Genomic DNA, 15087 nt, shown 5'->3' on the forward strand with positions numbered 1-15087 from the left:
ATGTTCACAGATCAGCACGGTTTCCATTGAGGCTGTGTTTAATAAGCTCGGCTCGGGACAACTTAAGCCACCATATAGCAATAAGGGATAATTATGGCTAGAACAGTATTTTGCCAACGTTTAAAAAAAGAAGCCGATGGCTTAGATTTTCAATTGATCCCCGGTGATATTGGTAAACGCGTATTCGACAACATCAGTAAAGAAGCCTGGACTGATTGGCAGAAAAAACAAACCATGTTCATCAACGAGAAGAAACTCAATTTGATGAATCAAGACGATCGAGAACTACTACAAGCTGAAATGGTAAAATACTTATTTGAAGATGGTGAAGTTGATATTGAAGGCTACACACCACCAAGCAAGTAGACCGAGGCTTCAGCATAAAAAAACAGAGCACAAACTCTGTTTTTTTATAACTAAATTCACGATTACGGATTCGGCGGCACCTGAAAATAGGCACTTTCAGCTTCTTTGTAAGCACTTAAATCAATTGTTTTTCCTTGGTAGCTAATGGCGATTAACGCGGGGTCACTCACTGTTACGGCAAAAGGAGCCTGGCCTTGCCATTGCATAAAAGCCCCTTCGGACAAAGTGTCATTGACCAAGGTACGCTGCTCACTATCAACAATACGAATTCTCACCCCACCATTGACCCGAACACTAATAGACGCTGGCCGATAATAATGGCGCGGATAATCGTGAGGATACCAATTATCCCAAGGATCATCTAACCAATAAATTGGCGGAGGCAATACAATGATCGGCGGTAAAATTTCTTCAGGCGGGATAACTTCTCCGGGAGGAGGAGCTATCGGCAGCTCTACTTCTGGGGCGTCTATTTCAGGCAACACTTCCGCCTCTGGTTGTTCTGGGTATTGTTCAGGAAAAGCTTCACTGATATCTGGCTCAGGGAAATCCATATCCATATCCATATCAAATTCATCTTCAGCTGCGGCTGAAGGTAAACCCAGTATGCAAACGATAATCAGTGACACAAATACACCTGAACGATTAAACATCGATGCCTCTTTGATTAAACAATACTATTTAGCATAGCTGCTTAACGCCTGCACTAGCAAGCTTCAAGCATTAGCCCTTTCGCTAACTAGTGTTAAATCTTTTTTCTGCTAAGCTGAGCGAGCATTTACTTACAGGTAGAGTTTGTGATCTGGCAAATAATTAATATTGTGGCTCCGCTAGTCCTTATCGTGGTATTAGGACTACTCTATGGACGTAAACATCGCCCTGATATTAGTGCCGCTAATCGAATGAATATGGAAATATTCTGCCCTGCGCTGGTTTTTTCGGTATTAGCCACCACCGAGCTGCAGCTGGCTGATTACTCAGAACTACTTGTGGCCAGTATTTGGGTGGTGCTGGGCTCAGGTTTACTTCTGTGGCCCATACTAAAACCTTGCAAACTAAAAGCCCGTACTTTTCTTCCTCCGATGATGTTTAATAACGCGGGTAATTTAGGGTTGCCGCTGATTATTCTGGCTTTTGGCGAAGCCGCTATGCCCATTGCGGTGATTTTATTTGTGGTAGAAATGGTGCTGCATTTTTCAGTGGGATTGTACTTTATTGAGTCAAATGCCAAGTTATTCAGTACATTGCGCATTCCCGTCATCGTGGCCGCAGCAGCTGGCTTGTTATGGAGCGCATCAGGTTTAGGCTTACCCGCCATCGTGGCTATTCCTATCGAGATGCTTGGCAAAATTTCTGTGCCTCTGATGCTGTTTACGCTAGGAGTGAGGTTAATCGACGTTAACCTAAAAGATTGGCGAGTAGGCCTCTTGGGGGCAATTGCTTGCCCCTTGAGTGGCCTGGCCTGCGCGGGTATCGCTATATTGGTATTACCTTTATCCCCATTACAGCAGTCTTGCCTGATTCTATTTTCCGCATTGCCACCAGCAGTGCTCAACTTTATCGTCGCCGAGCAATATAAGGTTGAGCCTCAACGGGTCGCTTCAATCGTAATGTTAGGCAACATAGCCAGTTTAATTGTTATTCCACTGGCATTATTCTGGGTACTGCCTCAAGCCCAATAAGCCCAAGTAAACCTGAGCTGATTAGAGGCGCTGAGATTAACGGTTCTCTAAACGGCTATAATCTAATATGCCCGAATCCAAGGGCTCAGCTTGCAAATAGGCCTTATGTAAACGATCGCTGTAAGGCCAAAATTCTTGATTGGTTCTGCGAATACCATAACGCTTCATAAAGGCTTGATAACTTTCTTCACTGCTCACTTGCACTAATTGCTGTTGTAACTGCTTAAGTTCAGATTTTTGGACTTGCCAAAATGCACCAGGGTAAGCCCCCACTAAGCCCGGTAAAACCGACACGGTATCTTGATCAGGTAAGCGGTTATCATTTTCTAAAAACAAACTAGAAATATTAGCATGAGCGTTATGCCTTAATAACGTGAAATACGCTGGTTCAGCCACATCAGGGTCATCGACTTGAATAAACACTACCTGAGGTAGCCACTTAATCGAGCCTCCTTGCCAAACCTCTAATTGCGTGGCAAAGTCGGCCACTTCCCTAGAGTAGTTAAGCGCACTCATCTGGTATTTACGACTTAGCACCTTCGCTAGTTGTTGCCGAATTTGATTGTGTAACTGGCTCTTGTAATCGCGGTCATCGGTATATTGAACCGAGCTTTTGAAAAAGGCTTCTTCTGGGCGCGTTTCAACAAATTTAATAATTTCTTTATCTGCCCCCACATACCAACTACGTATTTCGTCATAACGCACTTCAGCGGGTAACAAAGACACAAAGTTAAACTCACCTTCCATGCGTAAAAAGTCCATGTATAGGCGTGTCACTAATTGATGCCCTAAATTGCCATAGGGATCGAAGCCGGCGACTAATAAATAGTGAATCCGTTCAAACAAAGAATAATCAATCACCCATGCCGTTTTAGGCTGTTTTCCGACGGTCCCCTTTACTACGCTAGCACTGTCAAAGTGCCTAAATATAGTTAGTGCCGCATTCTGGTTCGCTCCATCACCATCCCATAACAAATGAAGATCGAGTGATTCTTTACCTTCTTGCAGCCAATTTTTAATTTCATTAAATTTAGCTTGCGAATACTTATGATGGCGCTTTGAATAACTTACCCAAGTACTTATTGGTAATACGTTACTTTGCTCAACAGAAGGCATGCGCAAATGTTCACTCTGGTCAGCTAAAAATAGAGACTGCTGCTTTTCATAACCATTGTCAGGATTAGCGAAATACACCCAGAAATGATCTTGAATGACATTAAGCGCGACTTGCCCGCGACAAACCGGCCCTTTCATAAAACCCATAATAAAGGTTTCAGCGTCGTCTAGCAGAAAACGATAGCGACCATTTACCGTGAGATCTTTGAAAGCAACAAAAGGGTTACCCGCAACACTAGGCTGATAACTGGGTAATTCACTAACTTGCACCTGATCGCTTAAAAACCACTCGGTCCAGCGGTCAGCACGGGCTTGATCTAAGCGGTAAGGAATATGCGTTTTCACCACGATACTCTCACGCTCTGGCGCTAGGCGGTAATACACCTTGTCAACACCGGGGTCATCGTAAGGCCTGCGGGTAGCAATTTCATCAATCGGGCTACCCGGAGCGGTACGAGACCTCACCATTTTGAAAAATGCAGGTCGACTGTTTGAATCGTTACCAAAATACAGGTGAGTAATAAACAGGTGCTCGTAGATATAACGCGCCATTAGCTGTTCTTTTAAAGAATCGCCATTTAAAAAAGCTTCCCACCGTTCAACTTCATCAGTGAGTTTATGATGAGCACTTAAATCATCTGCCATTGGCGCACCACTGGCTAACCAAGCCGTTAATGTATCAAACTCTTTATCGCTAATTGCGGGTAAACCATATGGCATGCCCCATTCAGGGTGAGAGGCCTGTACCTTGGCGTAACCTTCTATACCGACACATTGCTGAGCGCGATCAAGTGAAAAATCATAAGCTTTAGGATCTAATATTTCGTCTGTGGTCTCGCCATAAACACGCTTTTGTTGAAGCGTTTGGTACATAACCCCCGCTTCCAAGTTAGCGTGCTCAGTTTGAATGCGCTCGTTCAGTACCGGATTAAACCCTTTTTGTCGCCACATTTGAGTAGACCTAGCGTCCGTATACAAACGAGTGGTTGGTGCTGCAGTTACCCGGCTACCATGATAGACCCTCGCTGTTGTCACTCCGCGGTCAATACCTGCTGCTGAGGTAAGCTTTAATTGGCAAGGCGCGTCGTAACAGGCATGACACATGACACAGCGTTGGTCGAGGATCGGTTTTACATCACTAATAAACTCAGCCGCTGGAGGGTAACTCTCAGAATACATACGCGTTTGTACCGACGCTTTACCAAAGCGCTGGTCAAACTGATTAACAATAATGGTGGAACAACCTGCGACTAACAGCAGCACCCAGAACACATTAAAACGTCGAAACATAGTCCATTCCTGATTTCGCGAATAGTGGCATAAATGCGCCACTATTAGAGCTTTAAGTATACATCAACTCAGCAAAAATTTAGCAAAGCCAACTAATCAAACATGTGCTTAAGTTATGAGCACAGCGTTACATAAAAAAACAGATAAACTTCTTGAATATCTAAATGATAATGATTATCATTTAGATATAGAAAATAAGAGGAACAACACGATGACTAAAACACTTACTTTTGCCAGCATGCACTTTACCATCGCCTTTTTGGTCACTTGGTTATTGACCGGTGATATGATGATTGGCGGTTTAGTCGCCATCGTAGAACCAGCGGTAAATAGCGTGGCCTATTTCTTCCACGAAAAAGCGTGGTTGAAATGGGGCTTAAACTCAGCCCAAATTCACTAAAGGAGCATCTAAATGTTAGATCAAGAACGGGTTCAAACCATGGACCTTCATATTCTTCTTAGTATTATTAATATGCAAATTAGAAATGAATTTTCTAGCTTTAGTGAATTATGCAGCTTCTATGAACTTGAACCACAACCGCTAGTACAACGGCTGACTGAGGCCGGATATACACTGCAGAGCAACCAACAATTTACTGCAGAGTAAGTTATGTCTAGGGTTTCGCTTCTTTGATGCTGGTATCAATAATAAAACGACTACTCTTCAGCAGTAGTGTTAATTGCACTGTAAGCCCGATAGGCAAATACTAATAATAGTGTTTCAAGCAACTGGCCAATCACCCGATTTGCAAATATTAAAACGCCACTGGCATGTTGTTCAAGTAACCAATGATGAATCCCCCACACTGGAATAGTGGTAATACCCGCAACAATAATCACCCCAGCCAACAGTGGCCATTTATAGGCTTCGGTTTGACGCCAGCTTTGACTAATTGCCTGCATGGGTGAAGCTTTATGTAACACGCAATGTATATCAGCCACAATCAAACGACTCGCAATGATAACCCCCGGCAAAATGAAGAAACTAAGGCCTAACATGACTAAAACAAAAGTTACACTCACGACCAAGAACAAACTTGGCCAGATGCTTAAAGAGGCTTGAAAACAGCGACTGATTGACCAAACCTGTTGCTTTATTTGACCACGCATATACAGGATGATGGCACCTTGGTAGACCGGTTGCATTAACAAACCTAAACCCACAAACATCCAATAATGGGTCGTCGGTTGCTCAGGCAAGTTTTGCACATAACCACTTTGTATACCGGCGAAAGGGATGGCAAAAGGCAACACCATCAACGCCAAAGGGATAAAATGCTGTCGATAAAAACGTAAACTGTCAGCCAACCAATTCCATAAACCGCTAATCGCCATGTTACCCCTTCACCAAACCATTCAGACCAAAAAACAAAACAATTACCTTAAGCTTATGCACTGGGTTAACTGAGCCAAACTTGAAATTTTCCAGGTTACGCCAGCCAAAGGCTGAAACTCATGGCTGATTGTCGATTGACGTTGCAACCAAACACTGCTTAGCCCTGCGGCTACTGCCCCCTTGGCATCATTAGTTAAGTTATCGCCAACATAACAACCAGCGTTTGCATTTAGCTTGGCGCGCGCTAAAGCCTGCTCGAAAATAGCCGCATCAGGTTTTGCAGCTCCAGCGACTTCTGCAGTCAATACAAACTCGAAATAAGGCTGTAAGCCAGCAGCCTTAACCTTGCGCTGTTGCATATCTTCAGGCCCATTAGACACCAAGGCTAAGCGCCAGCCATGCTGTAGTAGTTCTTCTAAACAGACTAAAGTATCAGGATAAAGCTGGGTAGCGGCGATGTATTGTTGCATGAAGTACTCAAAAGCTTGTTCTGCCCGTTCGCTGCTGATTGTTGGAAGCTGGAGAGCTTCGCGAATTCTAGCTTGACGCATTTCTGCAGCAGGTAATTTACCCTGCAAAAATGCTGGATAATATAATTTAAGTGCGCGCTTCCAGTGACTTAAGGCATCTGACAGTTGCTCGGGTTGGTAATGCTTAAACAAAGCAATAACCGCCGCTTCAGTAGCCACCGTATCGTCAACCAAAGTATCGTCTAAATCGAAAAACAGCATGCTCGCCGGAGTTGGATGTGTCATAAATCGCCTCGCTAATTTTCAGCCAGATTAGCGAGCCCAAAAGATAAGTCAACGATTGTTTACAGCATACGAGTCTCTCGTAGCGAATAAATGCAGTGATCTATTCCTGTAGTGCTAACGTTTGGATAGGGAGACAAGCAAAGCCGAGGGATAGACATGAATACTCAAACAGTCAATTTAACTGACGTTACCATTCTCTATTATCCTGATGATAACCCCTACCACTTGCGCGCTTTACTACTTAAAAACCAAGTTAAAAACCAGCAAGGCAGAGTGGTAATTAGTGCTGAACATCGGCAAGGTAAGATAATAGTGGCGGTAATTAGCGGTCAGGTTGAGCTACTTAATATGCTGGGTGACCGCTTCAATGTTCAGCCACTGTCAGCCGCTTAATTTTTGCTATCTATAACGTCGGTCTGCTTTGCGCTCATACCATCTACCTCAGCCTCTGCACACATATAAGCACGACTAGAGCTAAATGGTGTAAGTGGAACATTCGGCTCTAACGTTTGCTCCTGATCAGCTATGTGAATTTGATGTTTGTTGGTTACACGGTCCAATATGTAATAGGCCATTCGCAAGGCTAATAAACCAAATACAATAGTGCCCACAGCTTGCCCGCCAAGAACTCCCAAGGGACCAAACCACTGCCCACCTAAATAAACAAAGGGGATGGTGCCTAAGGTGGCCTTGCCGAAATTAATCATGGTAGAGGTACTAGGGTAACCTAGGTTATTAAAAGCAGCGTTTGCCACAAACATGGCGCCGTTAAATACAAAACTAAAGCTTATCCAAGTACAGAAAAAACCAATCACAGTGGCCGCTTCACCGCCAACACCAAAGACCTTAATAATGAGATTTTGACTAAGCAATAAAATGAAAGACACGGCGATCACAAACCCTCCGTTAAACCACAAGGCTTTGGTGAGTGCTTCTCGTACTCTTGAGTAATTATGCGCACCAAAATTTTGCCCCACAATCGGACCTATCGCCCCCGATAAAGAAAAAATCATGCCAAAAGCCACTGGCATTATTCGTCCCACCACCGCCCAACCAGCCACATAGGCATCGCCAAAAACCGCAATTGCTGCGGTAACGTAGGCATTACCCAAAGGTGTAGCTACATTGGTCATCATGGCCGGGGCAGCCACTTTTAAAATAGCGCGTAAGTCTTCCAATAGTTTAGTAACACTAAACCTAGCAAATAATTGATGCTTATAGACCACCCCTGACAATGCCACGCCTGCCACCACAAACCGTGCAATTACCGACGCGATAGCCGCGCCTGGTAGGCCCAGACCCAAAGCAAAGATAAATATCGGGTCGAGAATAGCGTTAACACCGCCACCTGCAAGAGTAGACCACATAGCCCGCTTAGCATCCCCAACCGAGCGCAAGGCTGCTCCCGCACTCATAGCTAACCCCAGCACAGGTAATGACGGTAATAATATACGCAAATAGCCTACCGCCAGTTCATGGGTTCTAGCTTTTGCGCCAATCAGGCTTAACAATTCGGGTGAGAAATACCACACCAAACCAGCAAAAGACGCACTGATCAAAAAGCCGGTAAATAAAATGTTAGTGACTAATTGTTTGGCTCGAGCCTTATCTTGTTGACCTATCGCCTTGGAGACCAAGGCAGTCATAGCGATAGATAGGCCAATCGAAATAGAGGTAGTAAAGAAAGCAATCGTGCCAGCGTAACCGACCGCGGCGGCTAATTCTGCTTCACCCAACAAACTAATAAAAAACAGATCGGCTAGATCAACTAAGAATAAAGCGGTTAAACCAATAGCATTGGTGGAAGACATCACCACAATGTGGCGGAAGATATCACCAGAAATGAACTTTGCCTTTGGCATAGAAACTCACGACACGACAAGATAGTGTTTAGTGTAGGCGCAAAACTCTCCGGAGTCATTGGCCAAATAACCCCTAAGTTATAGGGGCTATAAGCTTCAGCAAGTGACACTAAGTGATCATAATGCTAGGCCCTTAGGCCAATTAACCCGCAGTTCTTTAGTAGCCAGTACCATGTTTTCTAACGCCGCTTCAGTTTCTTGCCAATTTCGTGTTTTTAAGCCGCAATCAGGGTTTACCCACAAGCGTTGCAAAGGGATCCACTGTGCAGCTTTATCAATCAAGTTTTTGATCTCAGCCACACTTGGAATATTAGGCGAGTGAATATCATATACTCCGGGCCCAATTTGGTTAGGATAAGCAAAGTGCTCAAAGGCTTGTAACAAGCTCATGGCAGAGCGTGAGGTTTCAATAGTTAGCACGTCAGCATCCAGTGCAGCTACAGCAGGCATAATGTCATTAAACTCGCTATAACACATATGTGTGTGAATTTGAGTCTCAGGTTTAGCGCTAGCGGCTGATAATTTAAATGCTGATACAGCCCAATCTAGGTAGCTTTCCCACTGGCTACGTTTAAGCGGCATCCCCTCGCGAATGGCCGGCTCGTCAATTTGAATCACCTTGATGCCTGCTTGTTGTAACTCATTGACCTCATCATTTAAAGCTAAAGCTATTTGTTCTGCAATCTCAGCACGACTGAGGTCTTCTCGAGCAAAACTCCAAGTTAAAATAGTCACAGGCCCAGTCAACATACCTTTCACCGGCTTAGTGGTGAGAGATTGAGCATAGTGAGTCCACTCAATAGTGAGCGGTTTAGAACGCTCAATATCATCAACTATAATCGCCGGCTTAACACAGCGAGAGCCATAACTTTGCACCCAAGCAAAACGGCTAACAATAAAGCCATCTAACAACTCTGCAAAGTACTCCACCATGTCGTTTCGTTCCGCTTCTCCATGCACCAATACATCAAGGCCAAGCTTTTCTTGGCGCTTAATCGCATCAGCAATATGTTTGGCCAACGCGGCATCGTAATCAACCTGACTTAAAGTACCCACTCTATACTCGCGACGCTGGCGGCGAATTTGATCAGTTTGCGGAAACGAACCAATAGTCGTGGTTGGTAGCAGAGGTAACTGCAGACTTTGCTGCTGAATTGCTTGACGTTTAATAAAGGTCAATTTACGTTGGCGCTGTTCGGGGTTAAGCTGATCAAGGCGTCGCTGAAGCGCTGAGTTGGTCTTTTTGTTAAGTGTTTGTAAGGCTGCGCTGTATTGACGAGATAACCGTAAAGCATCAGCATCACCACTAATAGCGTCATCCAATAGCTGTAGTTCAGTCAACTTTTGTTGCGCAAATGCAAGACGATACTTGGCATCACCCAAACCATCTTCATTGTCTAAATCTAGCGGGCTATGCAGTAAAGAACACGATGAAGCAAGCCATAAGCGTTCGCCTAAACGTACTTTTAGTGAACGATAGCGCTCAATTAAGTCTGGCAAATTAGCACGCCATACATTGCGCCCATTAATTATCCCTGCCGACAACACCCATTTTTCAGGTAACCAAGTAAGCACTTGCTGTAGTTGCTCTGGTGCCGCACTCAGGTCAAGATGCAAGCCGTCTACCGCTAATTGTTTAATGACATCGGCATTATCGAGTACGTCGGCAAAATAGCTGGTTAACAGTAACTTAGTTGGACTAATGCGGGTACGATAAGCATCTAAAAGCGCTTCTTGCCACTGTGGCTCTAACTCTAAACCCAATACGGGTTCGTCTAGCTGAACCCATTCAACACCTAAAGCAGCCATTTTCTGAAAGATTTCACGATAAACCTTTAATAGCTGCGGTAACAGTGATAAACGTTGAAAACCGGCTGTCGCAGCGTCGTCATTTTTGCCCAAATATAGGTAAGATACCGGACCAAGAATCACCGGCTTAACCGCATGCCCCAGTGCTAGCGCTTCTTCAATCTCATCGAACAACTGCTGCCACTGTAGGCTAAAGCAGCTGCTCTCGGAAAATTCAGGCACAATGTAATGGTAATTAGTGTTAAACCATTTGCTCATGTCAGAAGCGGCATGATTACAAGCACAGCTTTGCTGACCACGAGCGATAGCAAACATACTGTCTAAGTTAAGATTATCGACTTGATGACGCTCCGGTATATTGCCCAACAATAACGACGTATTAAGTACTTGGTCGTACCATGCAAAATCGCCCACGGTTACCCATGTTTGACCGCTATCTTGCTGAACTTGCCAATTTTTCTGACGAATTGTTCTCCCCACTTCAAGTAATTGCTGCTGCGAAGATTCGCCTCGCCAATAAGCTTCTAGTGCAAATTTTAGCTCTCGCTGCTTGCCAATTCGTGGGTAGCCTAATATATGTGTTGTACTCATCTGAATATCCTTTTAGCCGTCTAGATGTATATAGAACAATAGTGGCTAGCAAGGTGTAGTAACACAATTGAAAAAAACGCAAACCAAAATGAATATATTTCAACAACCCTTGCTTTATAGGTCTAAAAAGGGGCGCGTTCATCACAGTGACTAATTTCAGGTGAAATATATTCAAGTTAAGATAAGCAAGCATCACGTCATCTATACAAGCTATGGCTCGCTATCTAAGCTCTGATATCACATTTAACAAAATGCCAAGGGTAAATAACGATGCTCGAATTGAAACACCTACGTAGCATACAAGCTCTGGCTGGTGGTCCTTCGTTAAAATCCGCTGCAGCCAAATTATTCATTACCGATTCAGCCTTGTCTCATCAACTAAAAGACCTGGAACAACGGGTTGGCGCGACATTGGTTGTCAGAAAACAGCACCCCTTGCAGCTAACCCAACAAGGTAGTCAATTACTCAAGTTAGCGGAACATGTTTTACCGCTAATAGAAAAAGCCGAACAGCAATTATTGCAACCTCATCAGCAACAGAGTCGACTCAATATAAGCGTAGATTGCCATGCTTGTTTTCAATGGTTATTACCCAGCTTGCAACAATTTCAGCAAGCATGGCCTGAAATAAGTAGTCACTTTTGCCAAGATAAAGACTACAACGGACTGCCCTTACTACAGCAAGGAGAGACTGATTTACTGCTTACATCTAGCGTGAAGATAGAGGAGCAAATCCATTATAAAGCCTTGTTTGAATATGAAATGGTACTCATTTTTCCACCTAAACATCACTTCAGTAAACAAGCCAGTATTCAGGCATTGGATCTAAAATCAGAAACCATCATTAGTTACCCCATAGCCTTACAACGCCTCGACTTATATCAGCATATTTTGCAGCCAGCCAAGATCCAAGTTCAGCAATGGAAACATGCCGACAACCCTGCCATGTTATTGCAAATGGTGGCAGCGGGTATGGGGGTAGCAGCTATGCCTTATTGGGCCGTAGAGCACTATGCAAGGCAACAGTTTGTACAACTACGCTCATTTGAACGACCACTATGGAGGCCAATGTATGCTGCATATACTAAAAACCGACATACTTGCTTGGCCCTGCAAGCCTTTATCCAATTGGTTTTACACCAAGCCTTAGAACATCTAGAAGGGACACGACGGGTGCGAGCAAAAAACCATCATCACTAATTATTTGACGGGACAGGCAAAATGAGTTTACTTTTAATAACATAAGGCTAGCTGTCCTCCTCATCAATTAGATTGTTTGGCAAAGGTTCAACTCTATGGTGTCTGACTGGTCTCCAGCAGAATTTACAGAAAGAAAAATGAGCTTAGTGATGCACTTAGCGGGTTTCATTCCTAGTGCCTATTTTTCAATTCACCACTTAGTTGATGGCATTTTTTGGTATGGATTGAGTATTCTGCCTTGTGCATTGGCTATTCTGGTGTCCTTATTTCTTCTTTTTACCAAGCCAAACTCTCAGGGCTACAAAGTGGCAGATGCTTGGTTTTTGTTGTTAGCCATCCCTCCTGTATTATTGGCCCTTACTCAGGACAGCATGCATGGGGAGTTTTTTGTACCAGCGCTAATTTTGGCTTGTTTTATTCACCTGCCTCTAAAAGTTGCTGAACGCTTAGTATTATTGGTTAGCCTTGTCGCCATTATCCTAGGCACCTTACATCTTGGGATCCATCAAGGGATCCGTTTTAGCCTTGGCGTAGTGGCTTCACACATTTTTGCTTGGGGCTTAGCCAGAGTATTAGTGAAGCAAAACAACGAACTTAAAGAACTCGCCTTCAAAGACTCCTTAACCCGCTGTTACAACCGCCGCGCCTTATTTGACGAGCTGCAAAAAGCCAAACAACAACACAAACGTAGTAGTATTAAAGCCACCCTCATTTTATTGGACTTAGACCACTTTAAACTCATCAATGATCAGCATGGGCATCATGCAGGCGACCAAATCTTGGTATGGTTCTCCCATTTCTTGCAAAATAACACTCGGGGTAACGACCGCGTTTTTCGTTATGGCGGTGAAGAGTTTCTGATTTTATTGCACGACGCAGACTTTGATATGGCTTATCAAGCCAGTGAAAAGCTGGTTGAGGCGATCTCGCAGCGTGAAGCACCACTGCAACTCAGCATAAGCTTTAGTGCTGGTATATCTTGCATAAAAGATGATGAAAGCATAGATGATTGGATACAGCGAGCCGATCTAGGTTTATACCAAGCCAAACAAGCCGGCCGCCGGCAAACTTGGCCGGTGCAGTTTACCAGCCTAGAGACGTGAAACCGACAGTAAACAAGCTAAGGCCCATTGCTCTAATGAGCCTTATTTATTCAGTCAGCCGCTTACCCAGCTTTACTGAAACGGTAAGACTGAATCATCTTTTCTTCATTACCTTGCTGGGCGTACGTTTCCACTAACCAGAGCTGTGGGCTAACCACACGTAACTCCATACGCATATTATTGTTTTTAACCTGACTTAAAGGATAGTAACTAAATCGATTCATGCCCGCCTGATATTCACCAGCATACAGCTGTTCATTATCTAAAGATGAAGCATTAACTCTAAGTTGATGGCCTTGTTGCTCGCTATAACTAATGGAGGTGCTCGCTTGCAGTTCAAGCGGCTGTCCCGCCATGTGTAGTTGGTCTAATTCGATGGTAGCGGTATCACTTTGTAACATTTTTCCACTCGCTAAACCTTCCGCTTCAATAGTGCTACCGTCAGGCTTAATAGCCCAAATGCTTACCTGCCACTGCCCTAACAATTTGTTAAGATGATCACCTTGCTTGCTATTGCTATCACCATTCAAAATAACCGTATTTGGCTGGCTGATTGCCTGTGCGGTGGTGTCTGTACGGCGATTTTCTTGTTGGTTTTCGTAATCGCGCATCGCTCCACTAACCCCCCCTGCGGCAGCCCCCACTGCGGCACCTTTTACAGCAAGATCAGCTTCACCGGTTACAGCCCCCATCACCAAGCCCACTAGAGCTCCACCTATTGCACCCGTTTTCATTCCTTGATTCGAATTCGCTTCATCATCGGTTGAGGCGCAGCCAACTAATACTGTGCCGGCTAATAAAATGATACTGATAGAGCTACCTAGTTTATGCATTAATCTCTCTCGCTAATTGAAATACTTGATGAGATAAAGATAATCAATTGCTCAAATAAACATCAGGGCACGCCATAAAAAGTTTTATGCAGCGAATGCCTAGGGCTACCAACAACAGGTATATGGGCGTAGCAAGATGGGGAGAGAACAAAAGTTCTGCTAAGATAAAATCAATAGTAACAATACTTTGCTAACATCTAATGACCAACTATAAAAATATATCCGATTACATTCAGCAGCAGCGTAAAAAAGCAGATTTAACTCAGGAACAGTTGTGCCAAGTATTAACCGCGTTTAGCCCTGAGTTTGGCGATTTAGACCCACTAGCGGTTAGCCGCTGGGAGCGTGGTAAAGTAGAACCTAGTTTAAATCGGCAGCTTGAAATCATTCGTTATTTTGGTGATGAGCCCTACCAAATTATCACTGCTGCTGAGTTTCACTCAAAGAACTTACCGTCCATTGATGCGATGAATAAGTTATTAGTGGCTCGCGCTAAGTTTAAACACTATCTAGGGGCACACCCCTACCTGCCGCAACAAGATCTACGCTACCAACAAGTATGCCCACCTGATGAACTGGCCGATCGTAGCTGCCAACACCTTAGCCATTATATTGCCAATTTGTCTTTTGGTTGCGAGCAATGGGACCCACAGTACTTACAACAACTGCAAAATACCGAGAGTTCATTAGTTAGCTATTACTTCTACTTTGGGCAACTGGCTGGGCACAGCTATGCATTAAGGGTTAAGCCAAAATACTTTGAGCAATTACTGCACTGCGAAATAGATGAAACAGACGTAAAACCAGAGATGCTGGCGTTACCTAGTGAGCCAGCCGGTTTATATATTTACTCTGTTTATGCTGGCAGGATACAAGCTATCAACCAGATTTATCAGCACCTATTTAAAGCTATCGCCAATGACCCTTCATTAGCCCAATTTGGCATGCGCGTTCGCCGAGACATTGCACATGTGATGCTGGAGAGCATTCCTCATACCTTAGAAGCGCTGGGTCCGCCCAGTGATAATATTGAGCTAGGGATAAAACATCAGGGGAAGCGTTATCAGTTTATAAGCTGCCGAATCGAACGTTTGGCTTTACTCAACTCACCGGTACTGTTAAATATTCTAAGAGATGATTGAGT

General features: G+C 44.1%; 15 protein-coding genes. 8 read left to right on the plus strand and 7 right to left on the minus strand.

Annotated elements, in window-relative coordinates; translation table 11 throughout:
• Positions 1-93 precede the first annotated feature (93 nt).
• Positions 94-366, plus strand: coding sequence for an oxidative damage protection protein (locus M0C34_RS16585; RefSeq protein ID WP_248712784.1), 273 nt, complete (start codon positions 94-96; stop codon positions 364-366).
• A 62-nt stretch (positions 367-428) separates the two neighbouring features.
• Here M0C34_RS16585 and M0C34_RS16590 read toward each other — a convergent pair whose 3' ends face one another.
• Entirely contained in the window at positions 429-1019 is a 591-nt protein-coding gene (locus tag M0C34_RS16590; RefSeq protein ID WP_248712785.1) for a DUF4115 domain-containing protein, read from the minus strand.
• Between the two features lie 144 nt (positions 1020-1163).
• On the opposite strand from M0C34_RS16590, the gene M0C34_RS16595 reads away from it, so the two are divergent.
• Complete coding sequence (locus M0C34_RS16595) at positions 1164-2048, plus strand: AEC family transporter (RefSeq protein WP_248712786.1); 885 nt, start codon at positions 1164-1166, stop codon at positions 2046-2048.
• A gap of 36 nt (positions 2049-2084) precedes the next feature.
• On the opposite strand, the gene M0C34_RS16600 is transcribed toward M0C34_RS16595, so the two are convergent.
• Positions 2085-4454 (minus strand): fatty acid cis/trans isomerase, encoded by a 2370-nt coding sequence (locus M0C34_RS16600; RefSeq protein ID WP_248712787.1) that lies wholly within the window; start codon positions 4452-4454, stop codon positions 2085-2087.
• 211 nt (positions 4455-4665) lie between these two features.
• Here M0C34_RS16600 and M0C34_RS16605 point away from each other — a divergent pair, with 211 nt between their 5' ends.
• On the plus strand, positions 4666-4854 hold the full coding sequence (locus M0C34_RS16605) for a DUF2061 domain-containing protein (RefSeq protein ID WP_248712788.1): 189 nt from the start codon (positions 4666-4668) through the stop codon (positions 4852-4854).
• Between the two features lie 12 nt (positions 4855-4866).
• Entirely contained in the window at positions 4867-5061 is a 195-nt protein-coding gene (locus M0C34_RS16610) for a DUF4250 domain-containing protein (RefSeq protein ID WP_248712789.1), read from the plus strand.
• A 50-nt stretch (positions 5062-5111) separates the two neighbouring features.
• Here the strand turns inward: M0C34_RS16610 and M0C34_RS16615 are convergent, their stop codons facing one another.
• Positions 5112-5789 (minus strand): YciC family protein, encoded by a 678-nt coding sequence (locus tag M0C34_RS16615; protein ID WP_248712790.1) that lies wholly within the window; start codon positions 5787-5789, stop codon positions 5112-5114.
• 42 nt (positions 5790-5831) lie between these two features.
• The gene (locus M0C34_RS16620; protein ID WP_248712791.1) at positions 5832-6545 is read right to left on the minus strand and encodes an HAD family hydrolase; all 714 of its coding nucleotides are present in this window, start codon (positions 6543-6545) and stop codon (positions 5832-5834) included.
• A 156-nt stretch (positions 6546-6701) separates the two neighbouring features.
• Between M0C34_RS16620 and M0C34_RS16625 the strand changes: the two genes are divergently transcribed.
• On the plus strand, positions 6702-6938 hold the full coding sequence (locus M0C34_RS16625; protein ID WP_248712792.1) for a DUF2375 family protein: 237 nt from the start codon (positions 6702-6704) through the stop codon (positions 6936-6938).
• Here M0C34_RS16625 and M0C34_RS16630 read toward each other — a convergent pair.
• Positions 6935-8407: an MATE family efflux transporter gene (locus tag M0C34_RS16630; protein WP_248712793.1), complete on the minus strand. Its 1473-nt coding sequence runs from the start codon at positions 8405-8407 to the stop codon at positions 6935-6937. The genes M0C34_RS16625 and M0C34_RS16630 overlap by 4 nt on opposite strands.
• A gap of 117 nt (positions 8408-8524) precedes the next feature.
• A complete protein-coding gene (gene metE, locus M0C34_RS16635; RefSeq protein ID WP_248712794.1) occupies positions 8525-10807 on the minus strand; it encodes a 5-methyltetrahydropteroyltriglutamate--homocysteine S-methyltransferase in 2283 nt (760 codons plus the stop codon).
• A gap of 270 nt (positions 10808-11077) precedes the next feature.
• Here metE and M0C34_RS16640 point away from each other — a divergent pair, with 270 nt between their 5' ends.
• Together M0C34_RS16640 and M0C34_RS16645 are read left to right on the plus strand one after the other, a co-directional pair.
• On the plus strand, positions 11078-12007 hold the full coding sequence (locus M0C34_RS16640) for a LysR substrate-binding domain-containing protein (RefSeq protein WP_248712795.1): 930 nt from the start codon (positions 11078-11080) through the stop codon (positions 12005-12007).
• 95 nt (positions 12008-12102) lie between these two features.
• A complete protein-coding gene (locus tag M0C34_RS16645) occupies positions 12103-13110 on the plus strand; it encodes a GGDEF domain-containing protein (protein WP_248712796.1) in 1008 nt (335 codons plus the stop codon).
• Positions 13111-13172: 62 nt separating this feature from the next.
• On the opposite strand, the gene M0C34_RS16650 is transcribed toward M0C34_RS16645, so the two are convergent.
• Positions 13173-13943 carry a YMGG-like glycine zipper-containing protein gene (locus M0C34_RS16650; RefSeq protein WP_248712797.1) on the minus strand — a complete coding sequence of 257 codons (771 nt, stop codon included), beginning with the start codon at positions 13941-13943 and terminating at the stop codon, positions 13173-13175.
• A 200-nt stretch (positions 13944-14143) separates the two neighbouring features.
• Between M0C34_RS16650 and M0C34_RS16655 the strand changes: the two genes are divergently transcribed.
• Positions 14144-15085: a helix-turn-helix transcriptional regulator gene (locus M0C34_RS16655; RefSeq protein ID WP_248712798.1), complete on the plus strand. Its 942-nt coding sequence runs from the start codon at positions 14144-14146 to the stop codon at positions 15083-15085.
• The last annotated feature ends 2 nt before the right edge of the window (positions 15086-15087 follow it).

This window comes from Agarivorans sp. TSD2052 (genome assembly GCF_023238625.1).
Lineage (GTDB): Bacteria > Pseudomonadota > Gammaproteobacteria > Enterobacterales > Celerinatantimonadaceae > Agarivorans.